This is a genomic window from Ruegeria sp. CJ3, assembly GCF_056536725.1.
In genome coordinates this window covers 403,223-426,638 of record NZ_JBQFQE010000003.1, presented here as the reverse complement: position 1 = coordinate 426,638, position 23,416 = coordinate 403,223, and the positions used below count along the sequence as shown (strand labels likewise).

25 protein-coding genes, 1 tRNA gene and 1 riboswitch are annotated in these 23,416 nt (G+C 61.4%); of the genes, 9 read left to right on the top strand and 17 right to left on the bottom strand.

Annotated elements, in window-relative coordinates:
* Nucleotides 1-5: 5 nt before the first annotated feature.
* The 9 genes from napA to ACR0J1_RS07875 all read right to left on the bottom strand — a co-directional run bounded on the left by napA (nucleotide 6) and on the right by ACR0J1_RS07875 (nucleotide 8,752).
* Nucleotides 6-2,498: a nitrate reductase catalytic subunit NapA gene (gene napA, locus ACR0J1_RS07915; RefSeq protein WP_480732023.1), complete on the bottom strand. Its 2,493-nt coding sequence runs from the start codon at nucleotides 2,496-2,498 to the stop codon at nucleotides 6-8.
* Between the two features lie 17 nt (nucleotides 2,499-2,515).
* A complete protein-coding gene (locus ACR0J1_RS07910; protein ID WP_480529971.1) occupies nucleotides 2,516-2,788 on the bottom strand; it encodes a chaperone NapD in 273 nt (90 codons plus the stop codon).
* Nucleotides 2,785-3,294 carry a ferredoxin-type protein NapF gene (gene napF / locus ACR0J1_RS07905; protein WP_480732021.1) on the bottom strand — a complete coding sequence of 170 codons (510 nt, stop codon included), beginning with the start codon at nucleotides 3,292-3,294 and terminating at the stop codon, nucleotides 2,785-2,787. Before napF ends, ACR0J1_RS07910 begins: the two co-directional genes overlap by 4 nt.
* Nucleotides 3,295-3,497: 203 nt before the next feature.
* Nucleotides 3,498-5,426, bottom strand: a complete 1,929-nt coding sequence (gene dxs, locus ACR0J1_RS07900; protein WP_480732019.1) for a 1-deoxy-D-xylulose-5-phosphate synthase — start codon at nucleotides 5,424-5,426, stop codon at nucleotides 3,498-3,500.
* A 14-nt stretch (nucleotides 5,427-5,440) separates the two neighbouring features.
* Entirely contained in the window at nucleotides 5,441-6,307 is an 867-nt protein-coding gene (locus ACR0J1_RS07895) for a polyprenyl synthetase family protein (RefSeq protein WP_480732017.1), read from the bottom strand.
* Nucleotides 6,308-6,550, bottom strand: a complete 243-nt coding sequence (locus ACR0J1_RS07890) for an exodeoxyribonuclease VII small subunit (protein ID WP_480529979.1) — start codon at nucleotides 6,548-6,550, stop codon at nucleotides 6,308-6,310.
* Nucleotides 6,547-7,473 carry a histone deacetylase family protein gene (locus ACR0J1_RS07885; RefSeq protein ID WP_480732015.1) on the bottom strand — a complete coding sequence of 309 codons (927 nt, stop codon included), beginning with the start codon at nucleotides 7,471-7,473 and terminating at the stop codon, nucleotides 6,547-6,549. The genes ACR0J1_RS07890 and ACR0J1_RS07885 overlap by 4 nt, the downstream gene beginning before the upstream one ends.
* A gap of 68 nt (nucleotides 7,474-7,541) precedes the next feature.
* The gene (locus ACR0J1_RS07880) at nucleotides 7,542-8,243 is read right to left on the bottom strand and encodes a response regulator (protein ID WP_480732013.1); all 702 of its coding nucleotides are present in this window, start codon (nucleotides 8,241-8,243) and stop codon (nucleotides 7,542-7,544) included.
* A complete protein-coding gene (locus tag ACR0J1_RS07875; protein ID WP_480732011.1) occupies nucleotides 8,240-8,752 on the bottom strand; it encodes a MarR family winged helix-turn-helix transcriptional regulator in 513 nt (170 codons plus the stop codon). The genes ACR0J1_RS07880 and ACR0J1_RS07875 overlap by 4 nt, the downstream gene beginning before the upstream one ends.
* Nucleotides 8,753-8,909: 157 nt before the next feature.
* On the opposite strand from ACR0J1_RS07875, the gene ACR0J1_RS07870 reads away from it, so the two are divergent.
* The 4 genes from ACR0J1_RS07870 (at nucleotide 8,910) to ACR0J1_RS07855 (ending at nucleotide 11,744) form a co-directional block, all read left to right on the top strand.
* The gene (locus tag ACR0J1_RS07870) at nucleotides 8,910-9,776 is read left to right on the top strand and encodes a branched-chain amino acid aminotransferase (RefSeq protein WP_480732009.1); all 867 of its coding nucleotides are present in this window, start codon (nucleotides 8,910-8,912) and stop codon (nucleotides 9,774-9,776) included.
* A gap of 108 nt (nucleotides 9,777-9,884) precedes the next feature.
* Nucleotides 9,885-10,835, top strand: a complete 951-nt coding sequence (locus ACR0J1_RS07865; protein WP_480732155.1) for an AraC family transcriptional regulator — start codon at nucleotides 9,885-9,887, stop codon at nucleotides 10,833-10,835.
* Between the two features lie 111 nt (nucleotides 10,836-10,946).
* Nucleotides 10,947-11,312 (top strand): hypothetical protein, encoded by a 366-nt coding sequence (locus ACR0J1_RS07860; protein ID WP_480732007.1) that lies wholly within the window; start codon nucleotides 10,947-10,949, stop codon nucleotides 11,310-11,312.
* Between the two features lie 246 nt (nucleotides 11,313-11,558).
* A complete protein-coding gene (locus ACR0J1_RS07855) occupies nucleotides 11,559-11,744 on the top strand; it encodes a hypothetical protein (protein ID WP_480732005.1) in 186 nt (61 codons plus the stop codon).
* Here ACR0J1_RS07855 and cobO read toward each other — a convergent pair.
* From cobO to ACR0J1_RS07830, 5 genes are all read right to left on the bottom strand, one after another.
* Nucleotides 11,741-12,340 (bottom strand): cob(I)yrinic acid a,c-diamide adenosyltransferase, encoded by a 600-nt coding sequence (cobO, locus tag ACR0J1_RS07850; protein ID WP_480732003.1) that lies wholly within the window; start codon nucleotides 12,338-12,340, stop codon nucleotides 11,741-11,743. The genes ACR0J1_RS07855 and cobO overlap by 4 nt on opposite strands.
* A 58-nt stretch (nucleotides 12,341-12,398) precedes the next feature.
* A complete protein-coding gene (locus tag ACR0J1_RS07845) occupies nucleotides 12,399-13,334 on the bottom strand; it encodes a DMT family transporter (protein ID WP_480732001.1) in 936 nt (311 codons plus the stop codon).
* A gap of 43 nt (nucleotides 13,335-13,377) precedes the next feature.
* The gene (locus tag ACR0J1_RS07840; RefSeq protein WP_480731998.1) at nucleotides 13,378-14,040 is read right to left on the bottom strand and encodes an HD domain-containing protein; all 663 of its coding nucleotides are present in this window, start codon (nucleotides 14,038-14,040) and stop codon (nucleotides 13,378-13,380) included.
* Complete coding sequence (gene aroC, locus ACR0J1_RS07835; protein WP_480731996.1) at nucleotides 14,024-15,124, bottom strand: chorismate synthase; 1,101 nt, start codon at nucleotides 15,122-15,124, stop codon at nucleotides 14,024-14,026. Before aroC ends, ACR0J1_RS07840 begins: the two co-directional genes overlap by 17 nt.
* 142 nt (nucleotides 15,125-15,266) lie before the next feature.
* Nucleotides 15,267-15,704 (bottom strand): 6,7-dimethyl-8-ribityllumazine synthase, encoded by a 438-nt coding sequence (locus tag ACR0J1_RS07830; RefSeq protein WP_480731994.1) that lies wholly within the window; start codon nucleotides 15,702-15,704, stop codon nucleotides 15,267-15,269.
* 71 nt (nucleotides 15,705-15,775) lie between these two features.
* Nucleotides 15,776-15,925: riboswitch (FMN riboswitch) on the bottom strand.
* A gap of 55 nt (nucleotides 15,926-15,980) precedes the next feature.
* Here ACR0J1_RS07830 and ACR0J1_RS07825 point away from each other — a divergent pair.
* Complete coding sequence (locus ACR0J1_RS07825; RefSeq protein ID WP_480731992.1) at nucleotides 15,981-16,595, top strand: FMN-binding negative transcriptional regulator; 615 nt, start codon at nucleotides 15,981-15,983, stop codon at nucleotides 16,593-16,595.
* Between the two features lie 21 nt (nucleotides 16,596-16,616).
* On the opposite strand, the gene ACR0J1_RS07820 is transcribed toward ACR0J1_RS07825, so the two are convergent.
* A complete protein-coding gene (locus ACR0J1_RS07820; RefSeq protein WP_480731990.1) occupies nucleotides 16,617-17,063 on the bottom strand; it encodes a c-type cytochrome in 447 nt (148 codons plus the stop codon).
* Between the two features lie 488 nt (nucleotides 17,064-17,551).
* On the opposite strand from ACR0J1_RS07820, the gene petA reads away from it, so the two are divergent.
* Genes petA through ACR0J1_RS07805 form a run of 3 tightly spaced genes read left to right on the top strand, consistent with a single transcriptional unit; the run spans nucleotide 17,552 to nucleotide 20,279 of the window.
* Entirely contained in the window at nucleotides 17,552-18,136 is a 585-nt protein-coding gene (gene petA / locus ACR0J1_RS07815) for a ubiquinol-cytochrome c reductase iron-sulfur subunit (RefSeq protein ID WP_480731988.1), read from the top strand.
* An 11-nt stretch (nucleotides 18,137-18,147) separates the two neighbouring features.
* Nucleotides 18,148-19,479 carry a cytochrome b gene (gene petB, locus ACR0J1_RS07810; RefSeq protein ID WP_480731986.1) on the top strand — a complete coding sequence of 444 codons (1,332 nt, stop codon included), beginning with the start codon at nucleotides 18,148-18,150 and terminating at the stop codon, nucleotides 19,477-19,479.
* Between the two features lie 17 nt (nucleotides 19,480-19,496).
* Nucleotides 19,497-20,279: a cytochrome c1 gene (locus ACR0J1_RS07805; protein ID WP_480731984.1), complete on the top strand. Its 783-nt coding sequence runs from the start codon at nucleotides 19,497-19,499 to the stop codon at nucleotides 20,277-20,279.
* 142 nt (nucleotides 20,280-20,421) lie between these two features.
* Here the strand turns inward: ACR0J1_RS07805 and mtaB are convergent, their stop codons facing one another.
* Nucleotides 20,422-21,678, bottom strand: coding sequence for a tRNA (N(6)-L-threonylcarbamoyladenosine(37)-C(2))-methylthiotransferase MtaB (gene mtaB / locus ACR0J1_RS07800; protein WP_480731982.1), 1,257 nt, complete (start codon nucleotides 21,676-21,678; stop codon nucleotides 20,422-20,424).
* Nucleotides 21,675-22,517 (bottom strand): diaminopimelate epimerase, encoded by an 843-nt coding sequence (dapF, locus tag ACR0J1_RS07795; RefSeq protein WP_480731981.1) that lies wholly within the window; start codon nucleotides 22,515-22,517, stop codon nucleotides 21,675-21,677. The genes mtaB and dapF overlap by 4 nt, the downstream gene beginning before the upstream one ends.
* A 213-nt stretch (nucleotides 22,518-22,730) precedes the next feature.
* Between dapF and ACR0J1_RS07790 the strand changes: the two genes are divergently transcribed.
* Nucleotides 22,731-22,806, top strand: a tRNA-Lys gene (locus tag ACR0J1_RS07790).
* The last annotated feature ends 610 nt before the right edge of the window (nucleotides 22,807-23,416 follow it).

Genomic DNA, 23,416 nt, shown 5'->3' with positions numbered 1-23,416 from the left:
GCCTGTTACGCGCGCTCGACCTTACAAGCGCATTTCTTGAAGTCGGTCTCTTTCGACAGCGGGCAGGTTGCGTCCAGCGTCAGCTTGTTGGTCAGCTGGCCTTCGTCGAACCATGGCATGAAGACCAGACCGCGCGGCACTTTGTTGCGGCCCCGGGTTTCGACCCGGCTGGTCACGTCACCCCGGCGGGTGGACAGCACGATTTCCTGTCCACGGCGCAGACCACGATCACGTGCGTCTTCGGGATGCATGTAGACCACGGCAGACGGATATGCGCGGTGCAGTTCCGGAACCCGGCGGGTCATCGAACCCGAATGCCAGTGTTCCAGCACACGCCCGGTGCAGAGCCACAGATCGAATTCCGCATCCGGTTCCTCGGCCGCCGGTTCGTAAGGCGCAAAGATGATGTTCGCCTTGCCGTCCTTCTTGCCATAGAACTGCACGCCTGCGCCTTCAGGCACGTAAGGGTCATAGCCTTCGCGGAAGCGGTACAGCGTCTCTTTGCCGTCCACGACCGGCCAGCGCAGACCGCGCGCCTGGTGGTACACTTCGAACGGAGCCAGATCGTGCGCGTGGCCGCGACCGAACTCGGCGTATTCCTCGAACAGACCCTTCTGGACGTAATAGCCAAAGTGCTCGGATTCGTCGTTGTCAAAGCCTTCGGCGGTTTCCGACAGCGGGTACTTATCGATCACGCCGTTAGCGAACAGCACATCATACATGGTCTTGCCGCGATGCTCGGGCATTGTGGCCAGCAGTTCCTCGCCCCAAACCTCTTCGACGGTGAAGCGTTTCGAGAACTCCATGACCTGCCAGACGTCCGACTTGGCCTCGCCCGGTGCTTTCACCTGCTGGCGCCAGAACTGGGTGCGGCGCTCGGCGTTGCCATAGGCGCCTTCCTTTTCGACCCACATCGCGGTGGGCAGAATCAGGTCCGCCGACAGCGCGGTCACGGTCGGATAGGGGTCCGATACGGCGATGAAGTTTTCCGGGTTGCGGTAACCGGGATAGCCTTCTTCGTTGATGTTCGGCGCCGCCTGCATGTTGTTGGTACACTGCACCCAATAGGCATTCAGGTCGCCGTCTTTCAGCTTGCGGTGCTGCAGAACAGCGTGGAAGCCCGGTTTGGCCGGGATGGTGCCGGCGGGCACGTTCCAGGCTTTCTCGCAAATCTCGCGGTGCTTGTCGTTCATCACCACCATGTCTGCGGGCAGACGGTGGGCAAAGGTGCCGACCTCACGCGCCGTACCACAGGCCGAGGGCTGACCGGTCAGCGAGAAGGGCGAGTTGCCGGGTTCCGAAATCTTACCGACCAGCAGGTGCACGTTATACATCAGCGAGTTCACCCACGACCCGCGGGTGTGCTGGTTGAAGCCCATGGTCCAAAGGCTCATGACCTTGCGGTTCGGGTCGGCGTACTGCTTGGCCAGACGTTCCAGCGATGCGGCGGGGACGCCGGACAGCTCGGATGTATATTCCAGAGTGTATTTGGAAACCGCTTCGGCATATTCCTCGAAGCTGATCGGTTCCATCTTGCCGACATTGGGGTTTTCGGCGGCTTCCTGCAGCGGGTGATTGTCGCGCAGGCCATAGCCGATGTCAGTGGCGGTTTTGGTGATGTTGACGTGGTTCTTGACGAACTCTTCGTTCACCGCGCCATTCTGGATGATGTAGTTTGCGATGTAGTTCAGGATCGCCAGATCGGTCTGCGGTGCAAAGACCATGCCATTGTCGGCCAGCTCGAACGAGCGGTGCTCATAGGTCGACAGCACATGCACTTCGCAACCCGGTTTGGTCAGACGTGTATCGGTCAGGCGCGACCACAGGATCGGGTGCATTTCCGCCATGTTCGAGCCCCACAGCACGAAGGTATCCGCGTGCTCGAGGTCGTCATAGCAGCCCATCGGCTCATCAATGCCGAAGGTGCGGATGAAGCCCACCACGGCAGACGCCATGCAGTGCCGCGCGTTGGGGTCGATGTTGTTGGACCGGAAGCCTGCCTTCATCATCTTGGCGGCGGCATACCCTTCCCAGACGGTCCACTGACCCGAGCCGAACATGCCGACACTGGTCGGGCCTTTCTTGGCCAGCGCCTCTTTCCACTTGGCGGCCATCACGTCGAAGGCTTCGTCCCACGAAACGGGCTCGAACTCGCCGTTCTTGTCGTACTGGCCATTGGATTTGCGCAGCATCGGTGTGGTCAGACGATCCTTGCCGTACATGATCTTGGACAGGAAATAGCCCTTGATGCAGTTCAGTCCGCGGTTCACCGGCGCATCCGGGTCGCCCTGGGTGGCGACGACGCGCCCGTCCTTGGTGCCGATCAGGACCGAGCAGCCGGTGCCGCAGAACCGGCACGCTGCCTTGTCCCAGCGGATGTCGGGGTTGCCGACTTGCGCGCTGGCCTGTCCGGTCGCAAGCGGCAGACCGGCGGCCGAGGCCGTTGCGGCGGCGGCGGTTGATTTCAGGAATGTCCGGCGGGATTCAGAGATGGTCATGACATGGGTCTCCGGCTTTATATCTGGCGAGAAGCGTTGAGGTGCGGACGGGTTTCCGCAAGGTCTTCGAAATGGTGATAGGTCAGGGACAGAGAGATCACGCCCGGGATCTGATGCAGATCCATGATCGTCTCGGACGCCAGTTTTTCCGGCGTATCCTCGACCACGACAACAAGGCGGCCATCCTCGGCCGCCGCGTGAACTTCGGCCCCGTTCGTGCGCGCGATCGCGTCCTGCGCGCTTTGGGTGGTTTCAGGTGTCACGTGCACGAGGCAACCACAAATGTTCATAAGGTAACCTCCGGCGCGGTTGGGGTATGGCGTTCAAAGCTAACGGATCCGGCAGGACAGGCGCTGGCGCAGGCCCCGCATCCGGTGCAGTTATCGGTGTCCAGAACCGGTTCGGCGCGGCCGCCTGTCTGAAGGCGGAACCGGATGGCGTTGTGGTCGCAAACATCCTGGCAGACGCGGCAGCTGACGCCGTTCATCGACAGGCACGAGGCGGATACCCGGGCGCGCCAGGGCCAGTCGGCCATCAGATCGGAATTCAGCGCGCCCGTGGGGCAGGCGCTGACGCAATCACCGCAAAAGGTGCAGGGGCCCGCATCCAGTTGGACCACTGGCCAGCCTTGCGCGTTGAAGGTGATGATATCCTCGGGGCAGGCCTCACGGCATTCGTCGCACTGCGTACACAGCCCGGTAAAATCGGGTTCTGCCCCCGGGGGATAGATGGGTGCCTTGTCGGACCGCAGCACCTCTCCCCGTAGAAATGCGCGGCGGCTGGCTAGCTTACTCATACGCTTGCGACCTTGTGCGGTGGGGCGGTGGTTGGATGCGCCCTGAGTCTGCTGTTAGCGCAGGCGGGAAGGCCGCTACTTGACTTATGTCATTTTTGAAAAAGTTTATTTTTCAGGCAGGTTTGCATAATGGTGAGTCGAAAATGCGTATTTCCGGGCGTTTTCAACGCCTCACGTCAATCCGAGACTCAGATCAGCACCGCCTAGGCGCGTCGTTCGCCGATGGTCGTGACACCCAGAACCGCGAGCACCTTGGCCTCGATCTGTTCTGCGTTCATGCCCGCCACCGCGTACATATCCGCCGGGCTGGCCTGGTCAATGAAGGTATCCGGCAATACCATCGAGCGGTACTTCAGCCCTGTGTCAAACACGCCTTCATCCGCCAGCAGCTGCGCCACATGGCTCCCGAACCCGCCGACCGCGCCTTCCTCGATGGTGATCAGGGCCTCATGGTTCGCGGCGAGATCAAGGATCAGGTCTCGATCCAGCGGCTTGGCAAAGCGTGCATCGGCAATGGTGGGGGTGATGCCGCGGGCTGACAGAGCCTCGGCCGCCTTTTGCACTTCGCCCAGACGGGTGCCGAAGGACAACAGCGCCACCCGTGCGCCGGTCTGGATGATCCGGCCCTTGCCGATCTCAAGCACCTCGCCACGTTCGGGCAGGTCGACGCCCACGCCCTCGCCCCGCGGATAGCGGAACGCGATGGGGCCGTTATCATGAGCCACGGCGGTGGCGACCATATGCATCAGTTCTGCCTCATCGGCGGCGGCCATCACCACCATGCCCGGCAGATTGGCCAGATAGGCGATGTCGAACGAGCCCGCATGAGTCGCGCCATCTGCGCCCACCAGCCCCGCACGGTCGATGGCAAAGCGCACCGGCAGGCGCTGGATCGCCACATCATGCACCACCTGATCGTAACCGCGCTGCAGGAAGGTCGAATACATCGCGCAGAACGGCTTCATCCCGCCTGCCGCGAGTGCTGCTGAGAAGGTCACCCCATGCTGCTCCGCAATTGCCACGTCGAAACAGCGCGACGGATAACGCTCGGCAAAGAGGTTCAGCCCGGTGCCATCCGGCATCGCGGCAGTGACGGCCACGATCTTGTCATCGCGCGCCGCTTCCTCGACCAGCGTCTTGCCAAAGACCGAGGTATAGGATGGCGCATTCGACGGCGCCTTTTTCTGCTCACCCGTGACCACGTCGAACTTCGCGGTGGCATGGCCCTTGTCGCGGGCCTGCTCGGCGGGGGCATAGCCTTTGCCCTTCTTGGTCAGCACATGGATCAGGATCGGGCCGGTCGCCTTGGCCTTGACCGCCCGCAGCACCGGCAGCAGCTGGTCCAGATCATGCCCGTCGATGGGGCCCAGATAGGAAAAACCCAGCTCTTCGAACAGGGTGCCGCCCATGGCCATGCCTTTCAGCATGTCCTTGGCCCGCTTGGCCCCCTCGCGGAACGGTTCGGGCAGCAGCGACACCGCGCCCTTGGCGGCGGCCTTCAGCTCGTGAAACGGTTCTTCGGCATAGATGCGTGACAGGTAATTCGACAGCGCGCCCACTGGCGGCGCGATGCTCATCTCATTGTCGTTGAGGATGACGATCAGGCGTTTCTTCAGATGGCCTGCATTGTTCATCGCCTCAAAAGCCATGCCCGCCGACATCGAGCCATCGCCAATGACGGCAATCGCATCGCCCAGCCCTTCGGGCGTCACACCGCCCAGATCGCGCGCGACCGCAAAGCCCAATGCCGCGCTGATCGAGGTGCTCGAATGGGCGGCGCCAAACGGGTCATAGGGGCTTTCGCTGCGCTTGGTGAAACCGCTGAGGCCGTCTTTCATGCGCAGGGTGCGGATGCGATCCCGCCGCTCGGTCAGGATTTTGTGCGGATAACACTGATGCCCCACATCCCAGATGATCTTGTCGCGCGGCGTGTCAAAGACCGCGTGCAGCGCCGTCGTCAGCTCTACCACGCCCAGCCCCGCGCCCAGATGACCACCAGTGACGGACACTGCCGAGATTGTCTCGGTCCGCAGTTCTTGCGCCACCTGATGCAACTGCGCATCCGAAAACTGCTTGAGGTCCGCGGGGCGGTGCACAAGATCCAGCAGAGGCGTATTCGGGCGGTCAGACATTTGGCGTTCCTGGCTTAGCTGTCCCGGGCAATAACGAAGCGGGCGGCGTCCTTCAAGGTTTCGGCGCGCGCGCCATAGGTGTCGAGCGCGGCGCAGGCCTGATCCACCAGCTCGGCAGCACGGGTCCGCGCCGCGCCCAGACCCAGCAGCGAAACAAAGGTCGCCTTGCCCGCATCTGCATCCTTCTGCAGCCGTTTTCCGGCCTTTTCGGCATCGCCCTCGACATCCAGAATGTCATCGGCGATCTGAAAGGCAAGCCCAAGGGCTTGGGCATATTGGCGCAACGGTTCCGGATCGACCTGTGCCAGCCGCGCACCCGCGCAGGCCGCCCATTCGATCAGCGCGCCGGTCTTTCCAGCCTGAAGCTGTGTAATCTGTTCCAGCGTCAACGGCGCTGCCGCCGTTTCCGCCGCAATATCCAACGCCTGTCCCAAAACCATGCCCTGCGCGCCGCTCGCCTTGGCCAATGTCAGAGCCAGATCGGCACGTATTTCGGCATCCCCGACCTCGGGCCGGGTGCAAAGCTCAAAGGCCAGCGTCTGCAGCGCATCGCCGGCCAGAACAGCGGTGCCCTGATCCCATTTCACATGCACGGTGGGCCGTCCGCGCCGCAGGTCGTCGTCATCCATGCAGGGCAGATCGTCATGCACCAGTGAATAGGCGTGCAGCGCCTCGATCCCTGCGGCAGGCCAGATCGCGCGGGATCCATCAACATCATGCAGCCGCGCGCTTTCCAGCACCAGAAACCCGCGCAGTCGCTTGCCGCCTTGCGTGGCATAGGCCATTGCGCGCGTCACCTCCAGATCGTCAAACGCCCCCAGAACCAGATCAAAATGATCCTGAATCCGCGCCGCATCCTGCGCCAATCGTTCACGAAACATTTACTGGCCGTCGACAGGTGTCGTCCCGGTCGGCTGCCCACCTGCATCCAGCGTAATCGCGGCCACCTTTTCCTCGGCCCGCTTCAGCTCATCCTCGCAGCGCTTCTTCAGCGCCGCGCCGCGCTCATACAAGGCAATAGACTGATCCAGCGCCACGTCGCCGCGTTCCAACTGGCCGACCACGGCCTCAAGCTCTTTCATCGCCTGTTCAAACGTCATCTGATCTACGGGAGTATCGGTCATCGGGCTGCCTTCATCAGTTCTTCTACATGGGCGCGGGACGCCTCGGCCAGCGCGTTCAGATCATACCCGCCTTCCAGAGTCGAGACGATACGGCCCTCACACACTTCATCGGCGATCTTGCAGAACTCGGCGGTGAGCCAGGCAAAATCGCCGGTGGACCAGTTAAGACTGGCCAGCGGGTCGTCCTGATGCGCGTCGAACCCGGCCGAGACAATGATCAATTCGGGCCGGAACGCCCGCAGGCGCGGAAAGGCCTGCGCCATGTAGGCCGCCCGCATCTCGGCCCCACCGGTACCGGGGGCCAGAGGGATGTTCAGAACAGTGTCATGCGCCCCGGTCTCATCCGGTCGCCCCGATCCGGGCCACAGCGGCATCTGCTGGCTGGTAATCACCAGCGCACGACCCTCATCCCACAACAGGTCCTGCGTACCATTGCCATGGTGCACATCGAAATCCACCACCGCCACGCGGCTCAGCGCATGGTGCTCCAGCGCATGTTTCGCAGCCAGCGCGGCATTGCCGAACAGGCAAAACCCCATCGCCGTCTCGGATTCCGCATGATGCCCCGGCGGACGAATGGCACAGAACGCATTCCGCACCTCTCCGCCCAGCACCAGATCCACCGCCCGCACCACGGCCCCCGCCGCGCGATAAGCCGCGTCGACCGAGCCCGGTGACATGAACGTATCGCCATCAATCTGCGTGAAACCGTCAACCGGCCTGCTGCGCCGTATCTCGTCGATATGGCTCTGCGGATGCACCCGCAACAGATCGTCCTCGGCGGCCAACGGGGCGGTGACGCGCTTCAGGTCCAACCCTTCCAGCGCATGTAACACATGCTCCAACCGCGCCACCCGCTCCGGATGCCCATCCGGTGTCACATGGCCCAGACAATCGGCATGGGTCAAAAGCGCGGTTGCCATCGGGATCCCCTCTTCATCTGGCTAAAAATATCCTCGCCGAAGGCAAGAATCGCCGCGCAGCGGCTAAATCAATCGGGCGCCAGCATATACCCCGCGCCCCGAACGGTCTGCAGATACCGGGGCCGTTTCGGGTCCTGCTCGATCTTGCGCCGCAGACGGGTGATCTGCACATCCACCGCGCGTTCCTGCGCCTGCCCCTTGTCGCGGCCCAGATCCTCGACCAGCTTGGCACGGCTGATCGGCTCACCGGGTCGGGCCGAGAAAATCTTCATCAACTGGCTCTCGGTCGCGGTCAGACGCACCGGATCCTCGCCCTGCCACATCTCTCCGCGTTCGATGTCATACCGGATCGGCCCCAGAGTCAGAATCTTGGCCGCGGTTTCCTGCGCCGGGGTCTCGGGCATCCGCCGCAGGATCGCGTTGATCCGTAACAGCAGCTCTTTGGGCTCGAACGGTTTGGCCAGATAATCATCCGCCCCGGCCTCAAGCCCCGCGATGCGATGCTCGGTCTCCCCCTTGGCGGTCAGCAGCAGGATCGGCGTTGCGTTGCTCTCGCGCAAAGCGCGGGTCAGGCTGACCCCGTCCTCGCCGGGCATCATCACATCCAGCACGATCAGATCGAAATCCAGCCCCGACAGCACCCGTCGCGCATGGGCCGCATCGCGGGCGGAAGTCACCAGAAAGCCGCTGCGCATCAGGAACTTCTTGAGCAGGTCGCGGATGCGTTCATCATCGTCGACGATCAGCAGATGGGCGTCCATATCGCTCATGAGGTGGTATCCCGCAGTTTGGTGTATGCACGACGCATATCAGCATCCATCATCGCTTCAAGCACTTTACGAAACCCGGCTACCGCCTCGGGGCCCGCATCCTTGTAGGCGGCCCGCATCCGGGCGCGCTGGGCGTCCGACAGAGTGGCTTCCAGCGCCATGCCCTTCTGAGTCAGAAATAGGTGCCGTTCGCGTTTGTCCACCGTTCCAACCCGGCTTTCGACCAAACCGTCCTCGATCAGCGCCCGCAATACCCGGTTCAGAGACTGTTTGGTCACCCCCAGGATCGCCAGCAGATTGTTGACCGTCGTGCCCGGTGCGCGGTTGATGAAGTGAATCGCCCGGTGATGGGCGCGGCCATAGGCCATTTCGGCCAGAATGCGGTCAGGGTCGGCGGTAAAGCCGCGATAGGCGAAAAACATCGCCTCGATCCCCTGACGAAGCTGCTCATCCGTCAGAAATAGAAGACTTTCGCCCCCAAAAACCGGGGCAGGCCGGGTGTCGGACATGATGGGCCTCGTGTGTTCCTGTGTCAGAGTTTATGTCAGTGTTGTTGACATTCCAAGAGCGAACAGGTATCGAATCGCAGAATTTGCGCAATTTTATGACCGGATCGGACTTAATTTGCGCAATAATTGTAAATCTAACCCGGCGCAGGAGGTTCGCATGGCGGGATATGATGATCGTGATGGTGTCATCTGGATGGATGGTGAACTTGTCCCGTGGCGCGAGGCCAACGTGCACATCCTGTCGCACGCGATGCACTATGCCTCATCCGTGTTCGAGGGCGAGCGCGCCTATAACGGCAAGATCTTCAAAAGCCGCGAGCATTCCGAGCGTTTGATCGCCTCGGCCGAGGCGCTGGACATGCCGATGCCCTATGACGTGGACCAGATCGAGGCCGCCAAGGACGCGGCGCTGAAAGCCAGTGGGTTGCAGGACGCTTACGTGCGGGCGCTGGTCTGGCGCGGCTCGGGTGAGGATATGGGTGTCGCGTCTGCCAAGAACCCGGTGCGGATGGCCATCGCGGTCTGGCCGTGGGGGGCCTATTACGGCGACGCCAAGATGCAGGGGGCCAAGCTGGATATTGCAGAATGGAAACGCCCCAGCCCCGAAACCATTCCCGTTCACGCCAAGGCGGCGGGCCTTTACATGATCTGCACCATCTCCAAGCACAAGGCCGAGGCCAAGGGCTGCTCGGACGCGCTGTTCATGGATTTCAATGGCAATGTGGCCGAAGCGACCGGAGCGAACGTGTTCTTCGTCAAGAATGGTGAGGTGCATACCCCTCTGGCCGATTGCTTTCTGAACGGCATCACCCGCCAGACGGTGATCGGGATGCTGAAAGACAAGGGCATCACCGTCCATGAACGCCGCATCCGGCCTGAGGAGATGGCTGATTTCGAACAATGCTGGCTGACCGGCACCGCGGCCGAGGTCACACCGGTCGGGCAGATCGGCGATTATACCTTCGAGGTTGGCGACCTGACCCGTGAGATCGCCGAAGATTACGAGAAGCTGGTCCGAGCCTGACCAACGAACCCCCGCCCCGGCGGGGGTTCTTGTTGCAGCCCGTGCAATTTTCCGTGCAGAGCGTCCCGCTGACTGGACGAACGCGCGGAAACCCCTAACATGACGCCCATGTTGGACCTTCTCAGCGATATCCTCACCCGCCTGTCCCTGCGAGGCACGTTTTATTTCCGCACCTCCTTCACGCCGCCCTTTGGCATTCAGGTGCCCGCGTTCGAAAACGTGGCGCGGTTTCATTTCGTTCAGCGCGGCGAGATGAAAGTGTATGTCTCGACTACGGGCGAGACCCTGCGCTTGCGGCAAGGTGATCTGATCCTGATCCCCCACGGTGCGGCCCATGCCCTGCTGTGCAATGAGGTGAAGCCCGTCGATGCCCTGCCGCTCGAGCAGGTGCTGGAACTGGCGGGTTATAGCGGGGATGGCGTTCTGATCTATGGCGGTAACGAAGAAGAGCGCGACACGCAGCTGATCTGCGGCCATTTCTCGTTCACCGGTCCGGCAGGGCGCGGCGGCACCGGGCATATGCTGATCGACCGTCTGCCGCCCTATATCCTGATTGAGAATTACGGCGAAGAGGCCGGCGCGTGGATCGAGGCCACGCTGCGCATGATCGGATCCGAGGTGTCGGGCACGCGCATCGGCGGCGACCTGATCGCACTGAAACTGTCCGAAGTGCTGTTTGCGCAGGCCATCCGCGCCTATCTGGAACACCAAAGCCCCGATGGTGCGGCGCTGGCCGGGTTTGCCGACCCCCGTATCTCGCGCGCGCTGACGGCGTTTCATCAATCTCCGGCCGAGGATTGGAGCGTGGCGACCCTCGCGCGCGAGGCGGGGATGTCCCGCACCGCCTTTGCCCAGCTTTTTGCCGAGAAGATGGGCACAACGCCGATGCAATACCTGACCGACTGGCGGATGCAGATCGCCTGCCACGGGCTGACTGAAAGCCGCTGGAACGTGGCCGATGCGGCGGCCGAGGTCGGCTATGCGTCCGAGGCCGCCTTTTCGCGCGTCTTCAAGAAACAGGTCGGCCTGTCGCCCGCGGCTTACCGGGCGATGCATTGATCCGCCTGAACTTCTGAACGATTGGCAATATCTCTGAAACGATCTGGCCTGCACGGGTCCCGAATCCGGGCCTATCTTTGGGGTATCACTGTTTCAGGAAAGGAAGTTCAGATGTCCCTGCGTTTCGTCACCCGCTCGGTCCATGCGTATCTCGATTATCCCGTCGCCTTTGCGCTGATGGGGCTGCCGTTTCTGCTGGGGCTGGGGCAATCCAACCCGCTGGCGCTGTGGCTGTCGGTTGTCACTGGCGTCGCGGCCTTTGTGCTGACCGTGTTGACCGATCACCATCTGGGGATCTGGCGCGTGCTGCCCTACAAGTTCCACCTGGCCGTGGACCTGACCGTTGGCATCGTGTTCCTGCTGGCGCCCAGCCTGTTCGGCTTTACGGGTCTGGACGCATGGTTCTACTGGCTGAACGGTGCCGCCGTGGTGGCCGTGATCTCGCTGAGCGCGCCCGAGCAAACAGCGGCGGCGTGAGCCATCCCATACACTGTCCGTCGTTGTTTCGAGCCGCGCGTTGCCCACGCGCGGCTCATTACTTGGCGATAACAAAGGTTTTTGGGGGCTGAAATTTCGAACTTGAAAAAGCTGACAAAAACAATCAGATATAGCGCAACGCCAGATGCACCGGCATCAAGCCCCCGGTTCTGGGGCGGTCAGCAGGCTTAGCAACTGAAGGTGACGGCCCGCCACCGCCCCGGAAACGACCCAAAGGAGGCCCGGTTGCGCGACCGATTCGAAGAACTGCTGGCTGATCCCTGCTGTACGTCCTGCGATTGCGACGGGTTGGCGCTGGACGTCGCGGCCTATCTGGATCACAAAAGTTGCGACGCCGAACGCTGCCGCCAGCGCGATCAACAGCAACCACCGGTCGATCCAGCGGCGAAAGAGAACAGACCAAAAGGTTAGAAATCCACCCCGCGCTGGGCTTTGATTCCAGCTTGAAACGGGTGCTTCTCTTCGGTCATTTCCGTCACCAGATCGGCATAATCGCGCAAGTCCTGCGGTGCATCACGCCCGGTGAGAAACACGCTGGTCTTGTCCGAACGGGCCTTCAGCCCGTCGATCACCTGCGCGACCGAGAGGTATTCGTAGCGCAGCGCGATGTTGACCTCGTCGAGAACGACCAGATCATACTCCCCGCTCTCCATCAGCGCGCAGGCCTTGTCAAAGGCGGCGTTTGCGGCTGCGATGTCGCGCTCGCGGTCCTGGGTGTCCCAGGTGAACCCTTCGCCCATCGTGTGCCATGTGACCAGATCGCGGTCCTCGAAGAACCGCCGCTCGCCGGTTTTCCACTTGCCCTTGATGAACTGCACCACGGCGACCTTCTGACCCCAGCCCAATGCTCGGATCACCACGCCGAACGCGGCCGAAGATTTGCCCTTGCCCTTGCCGGTGTTGATCAGCACCAGACCGCGGCCCGGATCAATGGCCTCGGACACTTTCTTGCGGTGCTGGGCCTGCACCTTCTGCATCTTTTCCTTGTGGTCCTGCGCGTCGCTCATCGGGAAACCTCTGTTGATTGTCCGGCCCAACGTAAGCGAAGTTCGGGAAAGGTAAAGATCAGCCTTTGGGATCGGTGACCGACCGCGCCTTGCCGCGTTCCAGCCCCAGTTGCCGTTCGCGCAGGATCACCAGCACATTGCCCGCGATCACCAGCGCCGCACCCGCCAGCATCACCAGCGTCGGCAATTCGTCGAACCAGATGTAACCGATGACGATGGCAAACAGCATTGTGGTGTAGTCATAGGGGGCCAGCATCGACGCCTGCCCGAACCGATAGGACGAGGTGACCAGGATCTGCGCCACACCCCCGGTCAGGCCCATGGCCATCAGCGTGGCGGCGTGCTGCCAGTTCGGCATCGTCCAGCCCCAGAACGCGGTCAGCGCCGACAGCAACGTGGCGGTCAGAGAGAAATAGAACACGATGGCGGCAGGGTGGTCGACCTGCACCAGCTGGCGGATGTGAATCTGCACAAATGCGCGGGCGATGGTCGCTGCGAGAACGCAGAGCGCGCCAATCGTTGCCGCGGCTTCGATGTTGTTACCACCCAGTCGGGGCCAGATCATGATCAGCACCCCAAGCAGGCCGACGGCCACCGCACCGATGCGGATCAGCCGGATACGCTCGCCAAGCATCACGGCGGCGAGGATCAGGGTGAAGATCGGCGTGGCATAGCCGATCGCGGTCACCTCGGGCAGCGGCAGCAGGCTGAGGCCGGTGAAGGTTAGACCCATGGCACCGGTGCCCAACACACCGCGCCAGAAATGGCCCATGGGTTTCCTCACCACAAAGCCATGCGCCAGTTCCCCGCGCCAGAGCAGCCAGCCTATGATGACCGGAATCGCAAACAGGGACCGGAAGAACACCATCTGGCCCGGCGGGAACTCGGCCGAGAGCGCCTTGACCAGTGCGCCCATGGAGGTGAACAGGAACAAGGCACAAAGCTTCAGGACCACGGCCAGGACGGGTCGATGCGATGTTAAGGGTTTTGCCATGGGCGCGAACCTGCGCTTTTACGGTCAAAAGATCAACGGTCGGCTAGTGGGCTTTCCAATCCGCTGGCAACGTGGCGGCGACTTCCCGGGCAAATTCCTCAAGAAATCGCAGCATGACATCCACCCGGTCCTGCGCCATGGCCCGCCCCGCATCGGTCAGCATGTCCCCGGGCAGCGTCAGCAGCTTCACCTTCCAGTGATCGATCGAGTAACGCAGATCATCCAGCGGGCGGTTCTCGGCAAAAGGATCTGCGGAATCGTAAAGCGCTCGACCCAGCGCGCCTGCTACCGAAAAAGTACGCGCGATCCCGACCGCGCCCAACGCGTCCAGACGGTCTGCGTCGCGCAGAATGCGGGCCTCGGGCGTTTCCGGGGGGATCTGGGCCGAGAAACTATGCGCTTCAATCGCGTGTTGCGCGGCAGCGATCCGAGCCGAAGAATAGCCCAGTTCCCGCAGAATAGGCTCTGATTTTGCCGCAGATTGCCGTGAGGCCAGATGGTTTTCAGGGTCGTTCTTGGGCAGGTTCACCAGATCATGCAGATAGCTGGCCGCCAGCAGAACCGCCCTGTCGGTATCTGCATCCGCAATGGCCTGCGCGTTGATCCAGACTCGGTCCAGATGCGCAAGATCATGCGCCGGATCAGTTTCCATCCGCTGGGCAACAATGCCGCGCAGGCGGGTGCGCAGATCAGCCGATATGTCCACGATTCTCGCCGATCTGACCGCGATGCAGCAGCAGGTGATCGAGGATCACGCAAGCCATCATCGCCTCACCGACCGGCACGGCGCGGATGCCGACGCAAGGGTCGTGGCGGCCCTTGGTGATGATCTCGGTCTCTTCGCCGGACTTGGTGATGGTCTTGCGGGTGGTCAGGATCGATGAGGTCGGTTTGACCGCAAAGCGCACCACGACATCCTGCCCGGTCGAGATGCCCCCCAGAATGCCGCCCGCGTGGTTTGAGCTGTATTGCGGGCCGTTCTGCCCCATGAAGATCTCGTCTGCGTTGGCCTCTCCTGTCAGTTCGGCGGCGGCCATGCCCTCGCCGATCTCGACGCCTTTGACCGCGTTGATCGACATCATCGCGGAGGCCAGATCAGTGTCTAACTTGGCGTAAACTGGCGCACCGATCCCGGCGGGAACGCCGCGGGCCACGACCTCGACCACGGCACCGACCGAGTTGCCGGATTTGCGCAGGTCGTCCAGATAAGCGGCCCAGTCCTGGGCGGCCTGGGCATCTGGGGTCCAGAAGGGGTTCTGTTCGATCTGCGACCAGTCGAAATTGGCGCGGTTGATCTTGTGGGGTCCGATCTGCGTCATATAGCCGGTGATCTGCACATTCGGCGCGATCTGTTTGATGGCCTCGCGGGCCAGCCCGCCAGCGGCGACGCGGGATGCGGTTTCACGGGCCGAGCTGCGCCCGCCACCGCGATAGTCGCGGATGCCGTATTTCTGCCAGTAGGTGATATCGGCGTGGCCTGGGCGGAACTTGTCCGTGATATCGCCGTAGTCTTTCGAGCGCTGATCGGTGTTCTCGATCATCAGCTGGACCGGGGTTCCGGTGGTCTGGCCCTCGAACACGCCGGACAGGATTTTGACCTGATCGGGTTCACGCCGCTGGGTGGTGAACTTGTTCTGCCCCGGTTTGCGCTTGTCCAGCCAGTGCTGGATCGTCGCTTCGTCGATTGTTACGCCCGGAGGGCAGCCATCCACCGTCGCGCCCAAGGCGGGCCCGTGGCTTTCGCCCCAGGTGGTGACGCGGAAGAGATGTCCGAAACTGTTCATCGACATGGGGCGTGCTCCTTTGCGGGGTTGTGATTAGCGGGGAGAGCCTTTGGCCTCAAGTGGATTTGCATGTGGAAAGCGGGGGAGGGGGCGCTGCCCCCGTCGCGCAGGCGCGACTCCCCCGAAGTATTTTTGAACAGAAGAAGGATCAGGCCGCTTTCAGGGCCAGCCGGGTTCTTGTGATGTTGAGCGCAGCTTGCGCGGCCTCGCGGCCTTTTTGCACGAAATGATCGCGGTAGATGGCGTTGTGGTGGTCGGTTTCCTGATACTGGTGCGGGGTCAGCGAGACCGACAGTATGGGTATGCCGGTGTCGAGCCCCGCGCGCATCAGGCCGTCGACCACGGCTTGGGCCACGAAATCATGGCGATAGATGCCGCCATCCACCACAAAGGCGGCGCTGGCAATCGCGGCGTAGCGTCCGGTTTGGGCCAGATCGCGGGCCAGAAGAGGCATCTCGAACGCGCCCGGGACGTCAAAGACGTCGATCTGGTCGGCGGGGATGAGTTCTAGGAACCCGTCCAGCGCACGGTCAACGATGTCGGAATGCCAGTTGGCTTTGATGAAAGCATAGCGGGTGTGTGTCATGGTGATCTCCTTTCGCAACAGACACGTCACCCAAGGCGATCACGGGCAGACGCGCCGCTGTGCGACACGCTGCACGTTCTCTTTCATCCGGACTATGACCGTCGGCTCTGGCGTCTCACCAGATCTGCTGACACCTCGGATGATCCGAGGCCGCTCGCGGGCTTACGGGTCATCGCCCGCATACCGCCGGTGGGGAATTCCGCCCCGCCCTGAGAACAAGATGGACCTTGCCAAGGACCGGGGCGCGCTGCAAGAGATTTGACAGGAGGACCGCCGATGCACCCCAACCCTGCCTTCCGCGCCGAGGACCGCGCGCGTCATGTCGCCTTTGCCCGCGATCGGGGTTTCGGTGTGCTGGCCGTCTCTGGCACCCATGCGCCGCTGCTGAGCCATGTGCCGTTTCTGCTGAACGAGGATGCAACGCTGGCCGAGCTGCATCTGGTGCGGTCGAATCCGATTGTGCGGGCGCTGCAACAGGCCCAGCCAGCGCGGATCGCGGTGTCGGGGCCTGATAGCTATATCTCGCCCGATTGGTACGGGATCGAAGATCAGGTGCCCACCTGGAACTATGTGGCGGTGCATCTGACAGGCCGTCTGGAATCGCGGCCCGCCGAAGACTTGAGGGCGTTGCTGGATCGGCAGTCGGCGGCTTTTGAAAACCGTCTGCTGCCCAAGCCACCCTGGATGACACGCAAGATGACCGCCGGGGCGCTGGACCGGATGATGCGGATGATCGTGCCCTGCTGTCTGGTGGTCGAGGATATTCAGGGCACCTGGAAGCTGAGCCAGAACAAACCGGATGCGGTGCGGCAGGCGGCGGCAGATCAGGTTGATGCCAGTGGCATCGGGTCTGAAACCGGGCAACTGGCCGCGCTGATGCGCGACCTTTGATCGTCGCCCGTTGATCCGGGCCTATTGGTCGCTGAATGTGACCAGATAGGCCGCGATATCTTCGGCGCCTTTCTTCAGCTTGACGCTCATGTTCGGGCGGGCGGTGTCGTCGTCGAGATAGTCCTTGATGAAGCCGATCGGGTCTTTGGAATAGGCCGCGATGTTTTCTTCGGTCCACACCAGCCCCTCGGCACCGGCGCGGATCATGTCGTCGGTAAACATGCCAACAGGCAGGCGTTCGCTGCCATTCAGGTAGTCATATTCAGTGCCGGCTGTGCGCCCGACCACCCCATAGAGATTCGGACCGGTGATGCCGCCTTTGACCAGAACCTCGCCGTCTTTGATGATCGCGTGGCAGGAGGAACAGCGATTATAGAGCTTTTCGCCTTTCGCGGGGTCTCCGGCGGCCTGGGCATGACCGGATGTGACGAGCGCAAGCAGCGCGGCGATGGCTGTGATCTTTGACATGGCTTTTCCCGTGTTGCGAGTTGGAGTTGCGGATCGGGTTGGACGGCTCGCGTATAAAGTGCAACCGAAATCTGGTGGGAACCGGGGATCGTGAAATATCTATTTTGGACTAGTTATTTACGAGGCATCGCATCGCCTGAAAATTGAAAACACGTTGACAAATCCGTGACGAAACCCGGGCGACACCGCGCCATTTTCAAGGCCTCTCGATTGCCAGACGAAAGATGCGGCATCGCCGGTGAGCGCGGGCCGAATCATCTGCCAGATGATTCGGTGGTCTTGTGGGGCCAGCCGCCGAAACCGGGCGCTGAACTTGAAATTTCCCCCCTTCGTAGTGACATGAATCCCCAGATGCGGCGTAGTGCGCGCCTTTGACCGCTGGACGAACCGATTTCTCCCGGCTAGATAGCCGCGATATGATGCCGCTTTGATGCGGTGCTTATGCATGTTTGCCCGAAATCCCGGGCGTCGGAATCGGAGAAAACCTCGTGTCCCACGCAGAAGACCACGAAGGCACCCGCAGAGATTTCCTCTACTACGTCGCAGGCGGCGCAGGTGTCGTTGCGACGGGGGCAGCCGTTTGGCCCCTGGTGAATCAAATGAACCCATCGGCAGACGTTCAGGCGCTGTCGTCGATCCGCGTGGATGTCAGCGGGGTCGAGCCGGGTACGCAGCTGACCGTGAAATGGCTGGGTAAACCCGTCTTTATCCGCCACCGCACTGGTGCCGAGATCCAGAAGGCAAAAGAGCAGGATGCCGAAGGTGTCGATGCGCTGCCTGATCCGCTGGCCCGCAACTTCAACCAGCCGGCTGATGCGCCTGCGACCGACGCCAACCGCGTGATGCCCTCGCCCGAGGGCGAAGCGCCCGGTGCGTGGATCGTTCAGATGGGTGTCTGCACCCACCTTGGTTGTGTGCCGCTGGGTGATGCCGGTGACTTTGGCGGCTGGTTCTGCCCCTGCCACGGCTCGCACTATGACCTAGCCGGTCGTATCCGTAAGGGCCCCGCGCCTGAAAACCTGCCTGTCCCGCCCGCTGAGTGGGTCGACAACAGCACCATCAAACTCGGCTAAGGGAGACCCAGATGTCCGGAATTCCCCACGATCATTACGAGCCGAAGACAAACGGCGAAAAGTGGCTGAACAGCCGCTTGCCCGTTGTCGGCCTGATTTACGACACCATCATGATCCCCACCCCCAAGAACCTGAACTGGTGGTGGATCTGGGGCATCGTCCTGGCGTTCTGCCTGGCGCTGCAGATTGTCACCGGTATCGTTCTGGTGATGCACTACACCCCGCATGTTGATCTGGCTTTTGCCAGCATCGAACACATCATGCGCAACGTGAATGGCGGCTATATGCTGCGCTATCTGCACATGAACGGCGCGTCGCTGTTCTTTGTTGCGGTTTACATCCACATCTTCCGTGGCCTGTTCTACGGTTCGTACAAAGCCCCGCGTGAGATCACGTGGATCATCGGGATGCTGATTTACCTGATGATGATGGGCACAGCCTTCATGGGTTACGTTCTGCCTTGGGGTCAGATGTCCTTCTGGGGTGCGACCGTGATCACCGGCCTGTTTGGCGCGATCCCGTTTGTGGGTGAGGCGATCCAGACCTGGCTGCTGGGCGGACCTGCGGTGGATAACGCCACGCTGAACCGCTTCTTCTCGCTGCACTATCTGCTGCCGTTTGTGATTGCGGCGCTGGTGATCGTGCATATCTGGGCCTTCCACACCACCGGCAACAACAACCCGACAGGTGTTGAAGTGCGCCGTGGCTCGAAAGCCGAAGCCGAGAAAGATACACTGCCGTTCTGGCCGTACTTCGTGATCAAGGATCTGTTCGCGCTTGCGGTTATTCTGGTCGTGTTCTGGGCCGTTGTCGGCTACATGCCGAACTATCTGGGCCACCCCGACAACTACATCGAGGCCAACCCGCTGGTCACACCCGCACACATCGTGCCCGAATGGTACTTCCTGCCATTCTACGCGATCCTGCGTGCGTTTACCGGTGAGGTTTGGGTTGTTCAGATCGCAAGCTTCATCACCGGCGGCATCATCGACGCCAAGTTCTTTGGTGTGATCGCGATGTTCGGTGCGATCCTTGCCATGGCGCTGGCGCCGTGGCTGGACACTTCCAGCGTACGGTCAGGCAAATACCGTCCGATGTTCAAATGGTGGTTCTATCTGCTGATCATCGACTTCTTTGCCCTGATGTGGCTGGGTGCGATGCCCGCCGAGGAGCCCTATGCCACCTTCTCGCTGATCGCGTCTGCCTACTGGTTCGCCTATTTCTTCGTGATCCTGCCGATCCTGGGCGTGATCGAGAAGCCCGAGGCGCAGCCCGAGACCATCGAAGAAGACTTCAACGCGCATTATGGCAAGGCTGACGCTGACGCCACGCCGGCCGAGTAAGAAGAGGGACCGCAATCATGTTCAAGAAACTTGCAATCGGTGCCGCGTTCGCTCTGGCCCTTGCGCCCGCCTCGACCTTTGCGGCAGGTGGCGGTGAGCAGCATATCGAGGACTTCCAGTTCTCGTTCGAGGGCCCGTTCGGGACCTGGGATCAGAATCAGCTGCAGCGCGGCCTTCAGGTCTATACCGAGGTCTGCGCGGCCTGCCACGGCCTGCGCTACGTGCCTCTGCGTGATCTGGAAGCGCTGGGTTATTCGGAAGAAGAAGTCATCGCTTACGCGGCAGGCAACTTCGAAGTGTTCGACCCCGAGCTGGACGATTTCCGCCCGGCCATCCCGACCGACCACTTCCCGGCCAATGACGGTGTTGGCGCACCGGACCTCAGCCTGATGGCCAAGGCCCGCGCGGGCTTCCACGGGCCCTACGGTCTGGGGATCAACCAGCTGGTCAAGGGCATGGGTGGCGCGGAGTATATTGCCTCGCTGCTGGATGGCTATACCGGTGAAGAAAAGGAAGAGGCCGGTACGGTTCTTTATGAGAACAAAGCCTTCCCCGGCGGCTGGATTTCGATGGCCCCGCCGCTGTCTGAGGATCAGGTCGAATTTGCCGACGGTCATCCGGCCACGGTCGAGGCCCTGTCCGAGGATGTTGCCGCGTTCCTGATGTGGACCGCTGAGCCGAAAATGATGGAGCGCAAGAATGCCGGTTTCGTGGGCGTTCTGTTCCTGACGGTTCTGTCGGTGCTGCTGTATCTTGTGAACAAGCGTCTGTGGGCGCCGGTGAAAGGCAAGAAAGACTAAGCGTTTTTCGATCCGCTTGGATGAAAGCCCCCGCGCCACTGGCAGCGGGGGTTTTTTGTTGAGAGCGGGTTGAAGGGGCCAGCCCCTTCTTGGCCTGCGGCCAATTCATCCCCGGGATATTTTTGGCCAGATGAAGCGTGGATCAGGCCTGTAGTTGGGTTGTCGTGTGCCCGGTGATCGGGGCAGCTACGATCTGGCCTTCGGGTTGGGGGGTGGTGAAGGTGACCTCGGCGAATTGTTCGGTGCGGCCCATATGGGGGTTTTCCATCAGGATGCGGTGGGTTTTGCCGATTTGAGCGGCCAGGTGTTGGGTGACCTGTGCATCACCAGCGGCGCGCAGGCGGGCGGCGCGGTCCTTGATGACGCTGCCGTTGACCTGTTGCGGGATACGGGCGGCGGGGGTGCCTTCGCGTTTGGAGTAGGGGAAGACGTGCAACCATGTCAGGTTGCAGTCGGTGACGAGCTTCAGAGAGTTCTCGAAATACGCGTCAGTCTCGGTCGGGAAACCTGCGATGATGTCAGCCCCGAAGGTCATGTTGGGGCGCAGCTTGCGGGCCTCTTCGGTGAAGCGGATGGCATCGTCGCGCGAGTGGCGGCGTTTCATGCGTTTTAGGATGAGGTCATCGCCATGTTGAAGGGACAGGTGTAGGTGGGGCATCAGGCGCGGCTCGGTCGCGATGGCCTGCATCAGGTTCTCGTCCACTTCGATTGAGTCGATCGAACTGATCCGCAGGCGCGGCAAGTCAGGCACCAGTTTCAGGATTCGCATCACCAGATCGCCCAATTTGGGCTGGGCGGGCAGGTCCGCGCCCCATGAGGTCAGATCGACCCCGGTCAGAACAACCTCGTTATAGCCCCGGTCCACCAACCGCTTGATCTGATCCACCACAACGCCCGCCGGGACGCTGCGCGAGTTGCCGCGGCCATAGGGTATGATGCAGAAGGTGCAGCGGTGATCGCAGCCGTTCTGGACCTGCACATAGGCGCGGGACCGGGTGCCGAAGCCGTCGATCAGGTGCCCGGCGGTTTCTGTGACGGACATGATGTCGTCGACCTGTACCGCTTCGGTTTGGCCGATGAAATCCGCCGCCATGCCTGTCCAAGTCTCGGGTTGCATTTTTTCGGTATTGCCGATGACGGCGTCGACCTCATCCATCGCGGCGAAGGTCTGAGGCTCGGTTTGGGCGGCGCAGCCGGTGACGATCAGGCGCGCATCGGGATTCTCGCGCCGCAGCTTGCGAATCTCCTGCCGAGCCTTGCGGACGGCTTCGGCCGTGACGGCGCAGGTGTTCACGATCACCGCGTTTTCCAGCCCGGCCTGCTGCGACAGCTCTTTCATCGCCTCGGTCTCATAGGCGTTCAGGCGGCAGCCCAGTGTGGTGAATTTGGGCGGGTTCATCCCAGCGACCTCAGGAACTCGGGCGTCAACGTGCCCGAGAAGACGTGCGCTGTTGGCCCGGTCATCCAGACGCCATCGTCGCGCCAGTCAACCCAGATGGTGCCGCCATCCAGATCGATCTGCACCTTGCGCCCGGTCAGCCCGCGTCGTGCGGCAGCGACAGCCGTTGCACAAGAGGACGAGCCTGAGGCAAGCGTGATTCCCACGCCGCGTTCCCACACCCGCATTCGGATGTGGTCGTGCCCGATGACCTGTGCAACCTGCACGTTGGTGCGCTGGGGATAGAGCGGATGATGCTCATAGCGCGATCCGAATTCGGTCAGGGGGACAGCCTCGGCGTCATCTACGAAAAACGTGCAATGCGGGTTGCCCATGCCGGTGGCGGTCGGCCCGCCCTCGATGGGCAGTTCCAGCGTATCCACATCTTCGGCCAGCGGGATGTCGCGCCAATTGGTCTGCGGCTGGCCCATGTTGACCGAGGTCAGCCCATCGCCTGCATCCCGGGCATACAGGGTGCCGCGTTCGGTGGTAAGCGTCAGGTCGGATGCCCCGGTCTCGTCCATCAGGAACCGCGCGATGCACCGCGTGGCGTTGCCGCAAGCGGCCGAGGTGGATCCGTCGGCATTATAAAACACCAGATGCGCATCAGCCCCACCTGTTTCGATCACGGCGAGCTGATCGAACCCTACTCCAAACTGCCGGTGCCCGATTCCCTTTGCCAGAGATGGGGTGATCGGAACAGGGTGCGCGCGCGCGTCAACAATGACAAAGTCATTGCCCAGCCCGTGCATCTTCATGAAGGGCAAACCGGTATCGATTGTGCGTTGCATGGCGGGCATATAACGCCGGGCCCGAAATGAATCCACCCCGTCGCGCAGATTCCTCAAAAAAGGGCTTGACCCCCCCGCGCCACCTGCCTAATTAGGCCGCCTATCGGGGCGCTGGTATCCTGTTGAATGCTGGCGAAACGAGGTGCAAATTGAGGTCTTGAACCCGGTCGGGAAAATACCTTACAGAGCGCCACGGATCATGCAGATCCATCAAAAAAGAGTGGGCCGTTAGCTCAGTTGGTAGAGCAACTGACTTTTAATCAGTGGGTCGCAGGTTCGAATCCTGCACGGCTCACCACTGCAAAATCAATAGCTTACAAGATATGGCCTTTACGTCCTGTGCCCTGCTTTCTTGCGCTGGGGGACTCATGGGGGACAAAGCACCGATTTTTTGCGTCTCTGCGGGAATCGGGCCGCTTATGGTGAAACCTCGCCCAGCGCCCATTTTTCACCATTATAAAAAGGTGGGTGAGATGCCTCGCTTTACCAATTGCCGGAAATGGCTGCAAGAATGACTGTCGCGACAGCAACGGCTACCAGAACAAGAATTGCGGCCCCTCTATCTTCCTCGTGAACGTAGATTGGCCCGCCACACTTGGGGCAGGGTTTTTTGTTCCTGTTCTTGAGACTGCGGCGTGTAATCCATCCGCATTCGGCGCATTGGCCTTTTAGTCCACTCATAATTCATCTCCAAATCCACTCAACATAAGTGTCAAAAAGATACCTTAATAATGCCTTTTCCAAGCTCTGAGATCCCGTGCAAAGGTTAACAGATTGTTAACGGAGAATGCTTGTGAAAACGCTTTTTTCAGCCAGCACGCTCGCGTTTGTCCTTTTGTCTTCAGCTACCCTTGCCCAGAATACGCCTAAGGCCGCAGACAAAGCACCTGTGAGCACAGAGTCTTTTT

What these genes read in the sequence shown, in the direction of transcription:
- mtaB (WP_480731982.1), bottom strand. Translation starts at nt 21,678, where the DNA reads ATGAACCCGCCCAAATTCACCACACTGGGCTGCCGCCTGAACGCCTAT.
- aroC (WP_480731996.1), bottom strand. Translation starts at nt 15,124, where the DNA reads ATGTCGATGAACAGTTTCGGACATCTCTTCCGCGTCACCACCTGGGGC.
- ACR0J1_RS07820 (WP_480731990.1), bottom strand. Translation starts at nt 17,063, where the DNA reads ATGTCAAAGATCACAGCCATCGCCGCGCTGCTTGCGCTCGTCACATCC.
- ACR0J1_RS07895 (WP_480732017.1), bottom strand. Translation starts at nt 6,307, where the DNA reads ATGTTTCGTGAACGATTGGCGCAGGATGCGGCGCGGATTCAGGATCAT.
- ACR0J1_RS07880 (WP_480732013.1), bottom strand. Translation starts at nt 8,243, where the DNA reads ATGAGCGATATGGACGCCCATCTGCTGATCGTCGACGATGATGAACGC.
- dxs (WP_480732019.1), bottom strand. Translation starts at nt 5,426, where the DNA reads ATGTCTGACCGCCCGAATACGCCTCTGCTGGATCTTGTGCACCGCCCC.
- ACR0J1_RS07830 (WP_480731994.1), bottom strand. Translation starts at nt 15,704, where the DNA reads ATGACACACACCCGCTATGCTTTCATCAAAGCCAACTGGCATTCCGAC.
- napA (WP_480732023.1), bottom strand. Translation starts at nt 2,498, where the DNA reads ATGACCATCTCTGAATCCCGCCGGACATTCCTGAAATCAACCGCCGCC.
- ACR0J1_RS07890 (WP_480529979.1), bottom strand. Translation starts at nt 6,550, where the DNA reads ATGACCGATACTCCCGTAGATCAGATGACGTTTGAACAGGCGATGAAA.
- dapF (WP_480731981.1), bottom strand. Translation starts at nt 22,517, where the DNA reads ATGCCCGCCATGCAACGCACAATCGATACCGGTTTGCCCTTCATGAAG.
- ACR0J1_RS07875 (WP_480732011.1), bottom strand. Translation starts at nt 8,752, where the DNA reads ATGTCCGACACCCGGCCTGCCCCGGTTTTTGGGGGCGAAAGTCTTCTA.
- cobO (WP_480732003.1), bottom strand. Translation starts at nt 12,340, where the DNA reads ATGAGCGACGCGCAGGACCACAAGGAAAAGATGCAGAAGGTGCAGGCC.
- ACR0J1_RS07825 (WP_480731992.1), top strand. Translation starts at nt 15,981, where the DNA reads ATGCACCCCAACCCTGCCTTCCGCGCCGAGGACCGCGCGCGTCATGTC.
- petB (WP_480731986.1), top strand. Translation starts at nt 18,148, where the DNA reads ATGTCCGGAATTCCCCACGATCATTACGAGCCGAAGACAAACGGCGAA.
- ACR0J1_RS07885 (WP_480732015.1), bottom strand. Translation starts at nt 7,473, where the DNA reads ATGGCAACCGCGCTTTTGACCCATGCCGATTGTCTGGGCCATGTGACA.
- ACR0J1_RS07860 (WP_480732007.1), top strand. Translation starts at nt 10,947, where the DNA reads ATGTCCCTGCGTTTCGTCACCCGCTCGGTCCATGCGTATCTCGATTAT.
- ACR0J1_RS07910 (WP_480529971.1), bottom strand. Translation starts at nt 2,788, where the DNA reads ATGAACATTTGTGGTTGCCTCGTGCACGTGACACCTGAAACCACCCAA.
- ACR0J1_RS07870 (WP_480732009.1), top strand. Translation starts at nt 8,910, where the DNA reads ATGGCGGGATATGATGATCGTGATGGTGTCATCTGGATGGATGGTGAA.
- ACR0J1_RS07805 (WP_480731984.1), top strand. Translation starts at nt 19,497, where the DNA reads ATGTTCAAGAAACTTGCAATCGGTGCCGCGTTCGCTCTGGCCCTTGCG.
- napF (WP_480732021.1), bottom strand. Translation starts at nt 3,294, where the DNA reads ATGAGTAAGCTAGCCAGCCGCCGCGCATTTCTACGGGGAGAGGTGCTG.
- ACR0J1_RS07845 (WP_480732001.1), bottom strand. Translation starts at nt 13,334, where the DNA reads ATGGCAAAACCCTTAACATCGCATCGACCCGTCCTGGCCGTGGTCCTG.
- ACR0J1_RS07865 (WP_480732155.1), top strand. Translation starts at nt 9,885, where the DNA reads ATGTTGGACCTTCTCAGCGATATCCTCACCCGCCTGTCCCTGCGAGGC.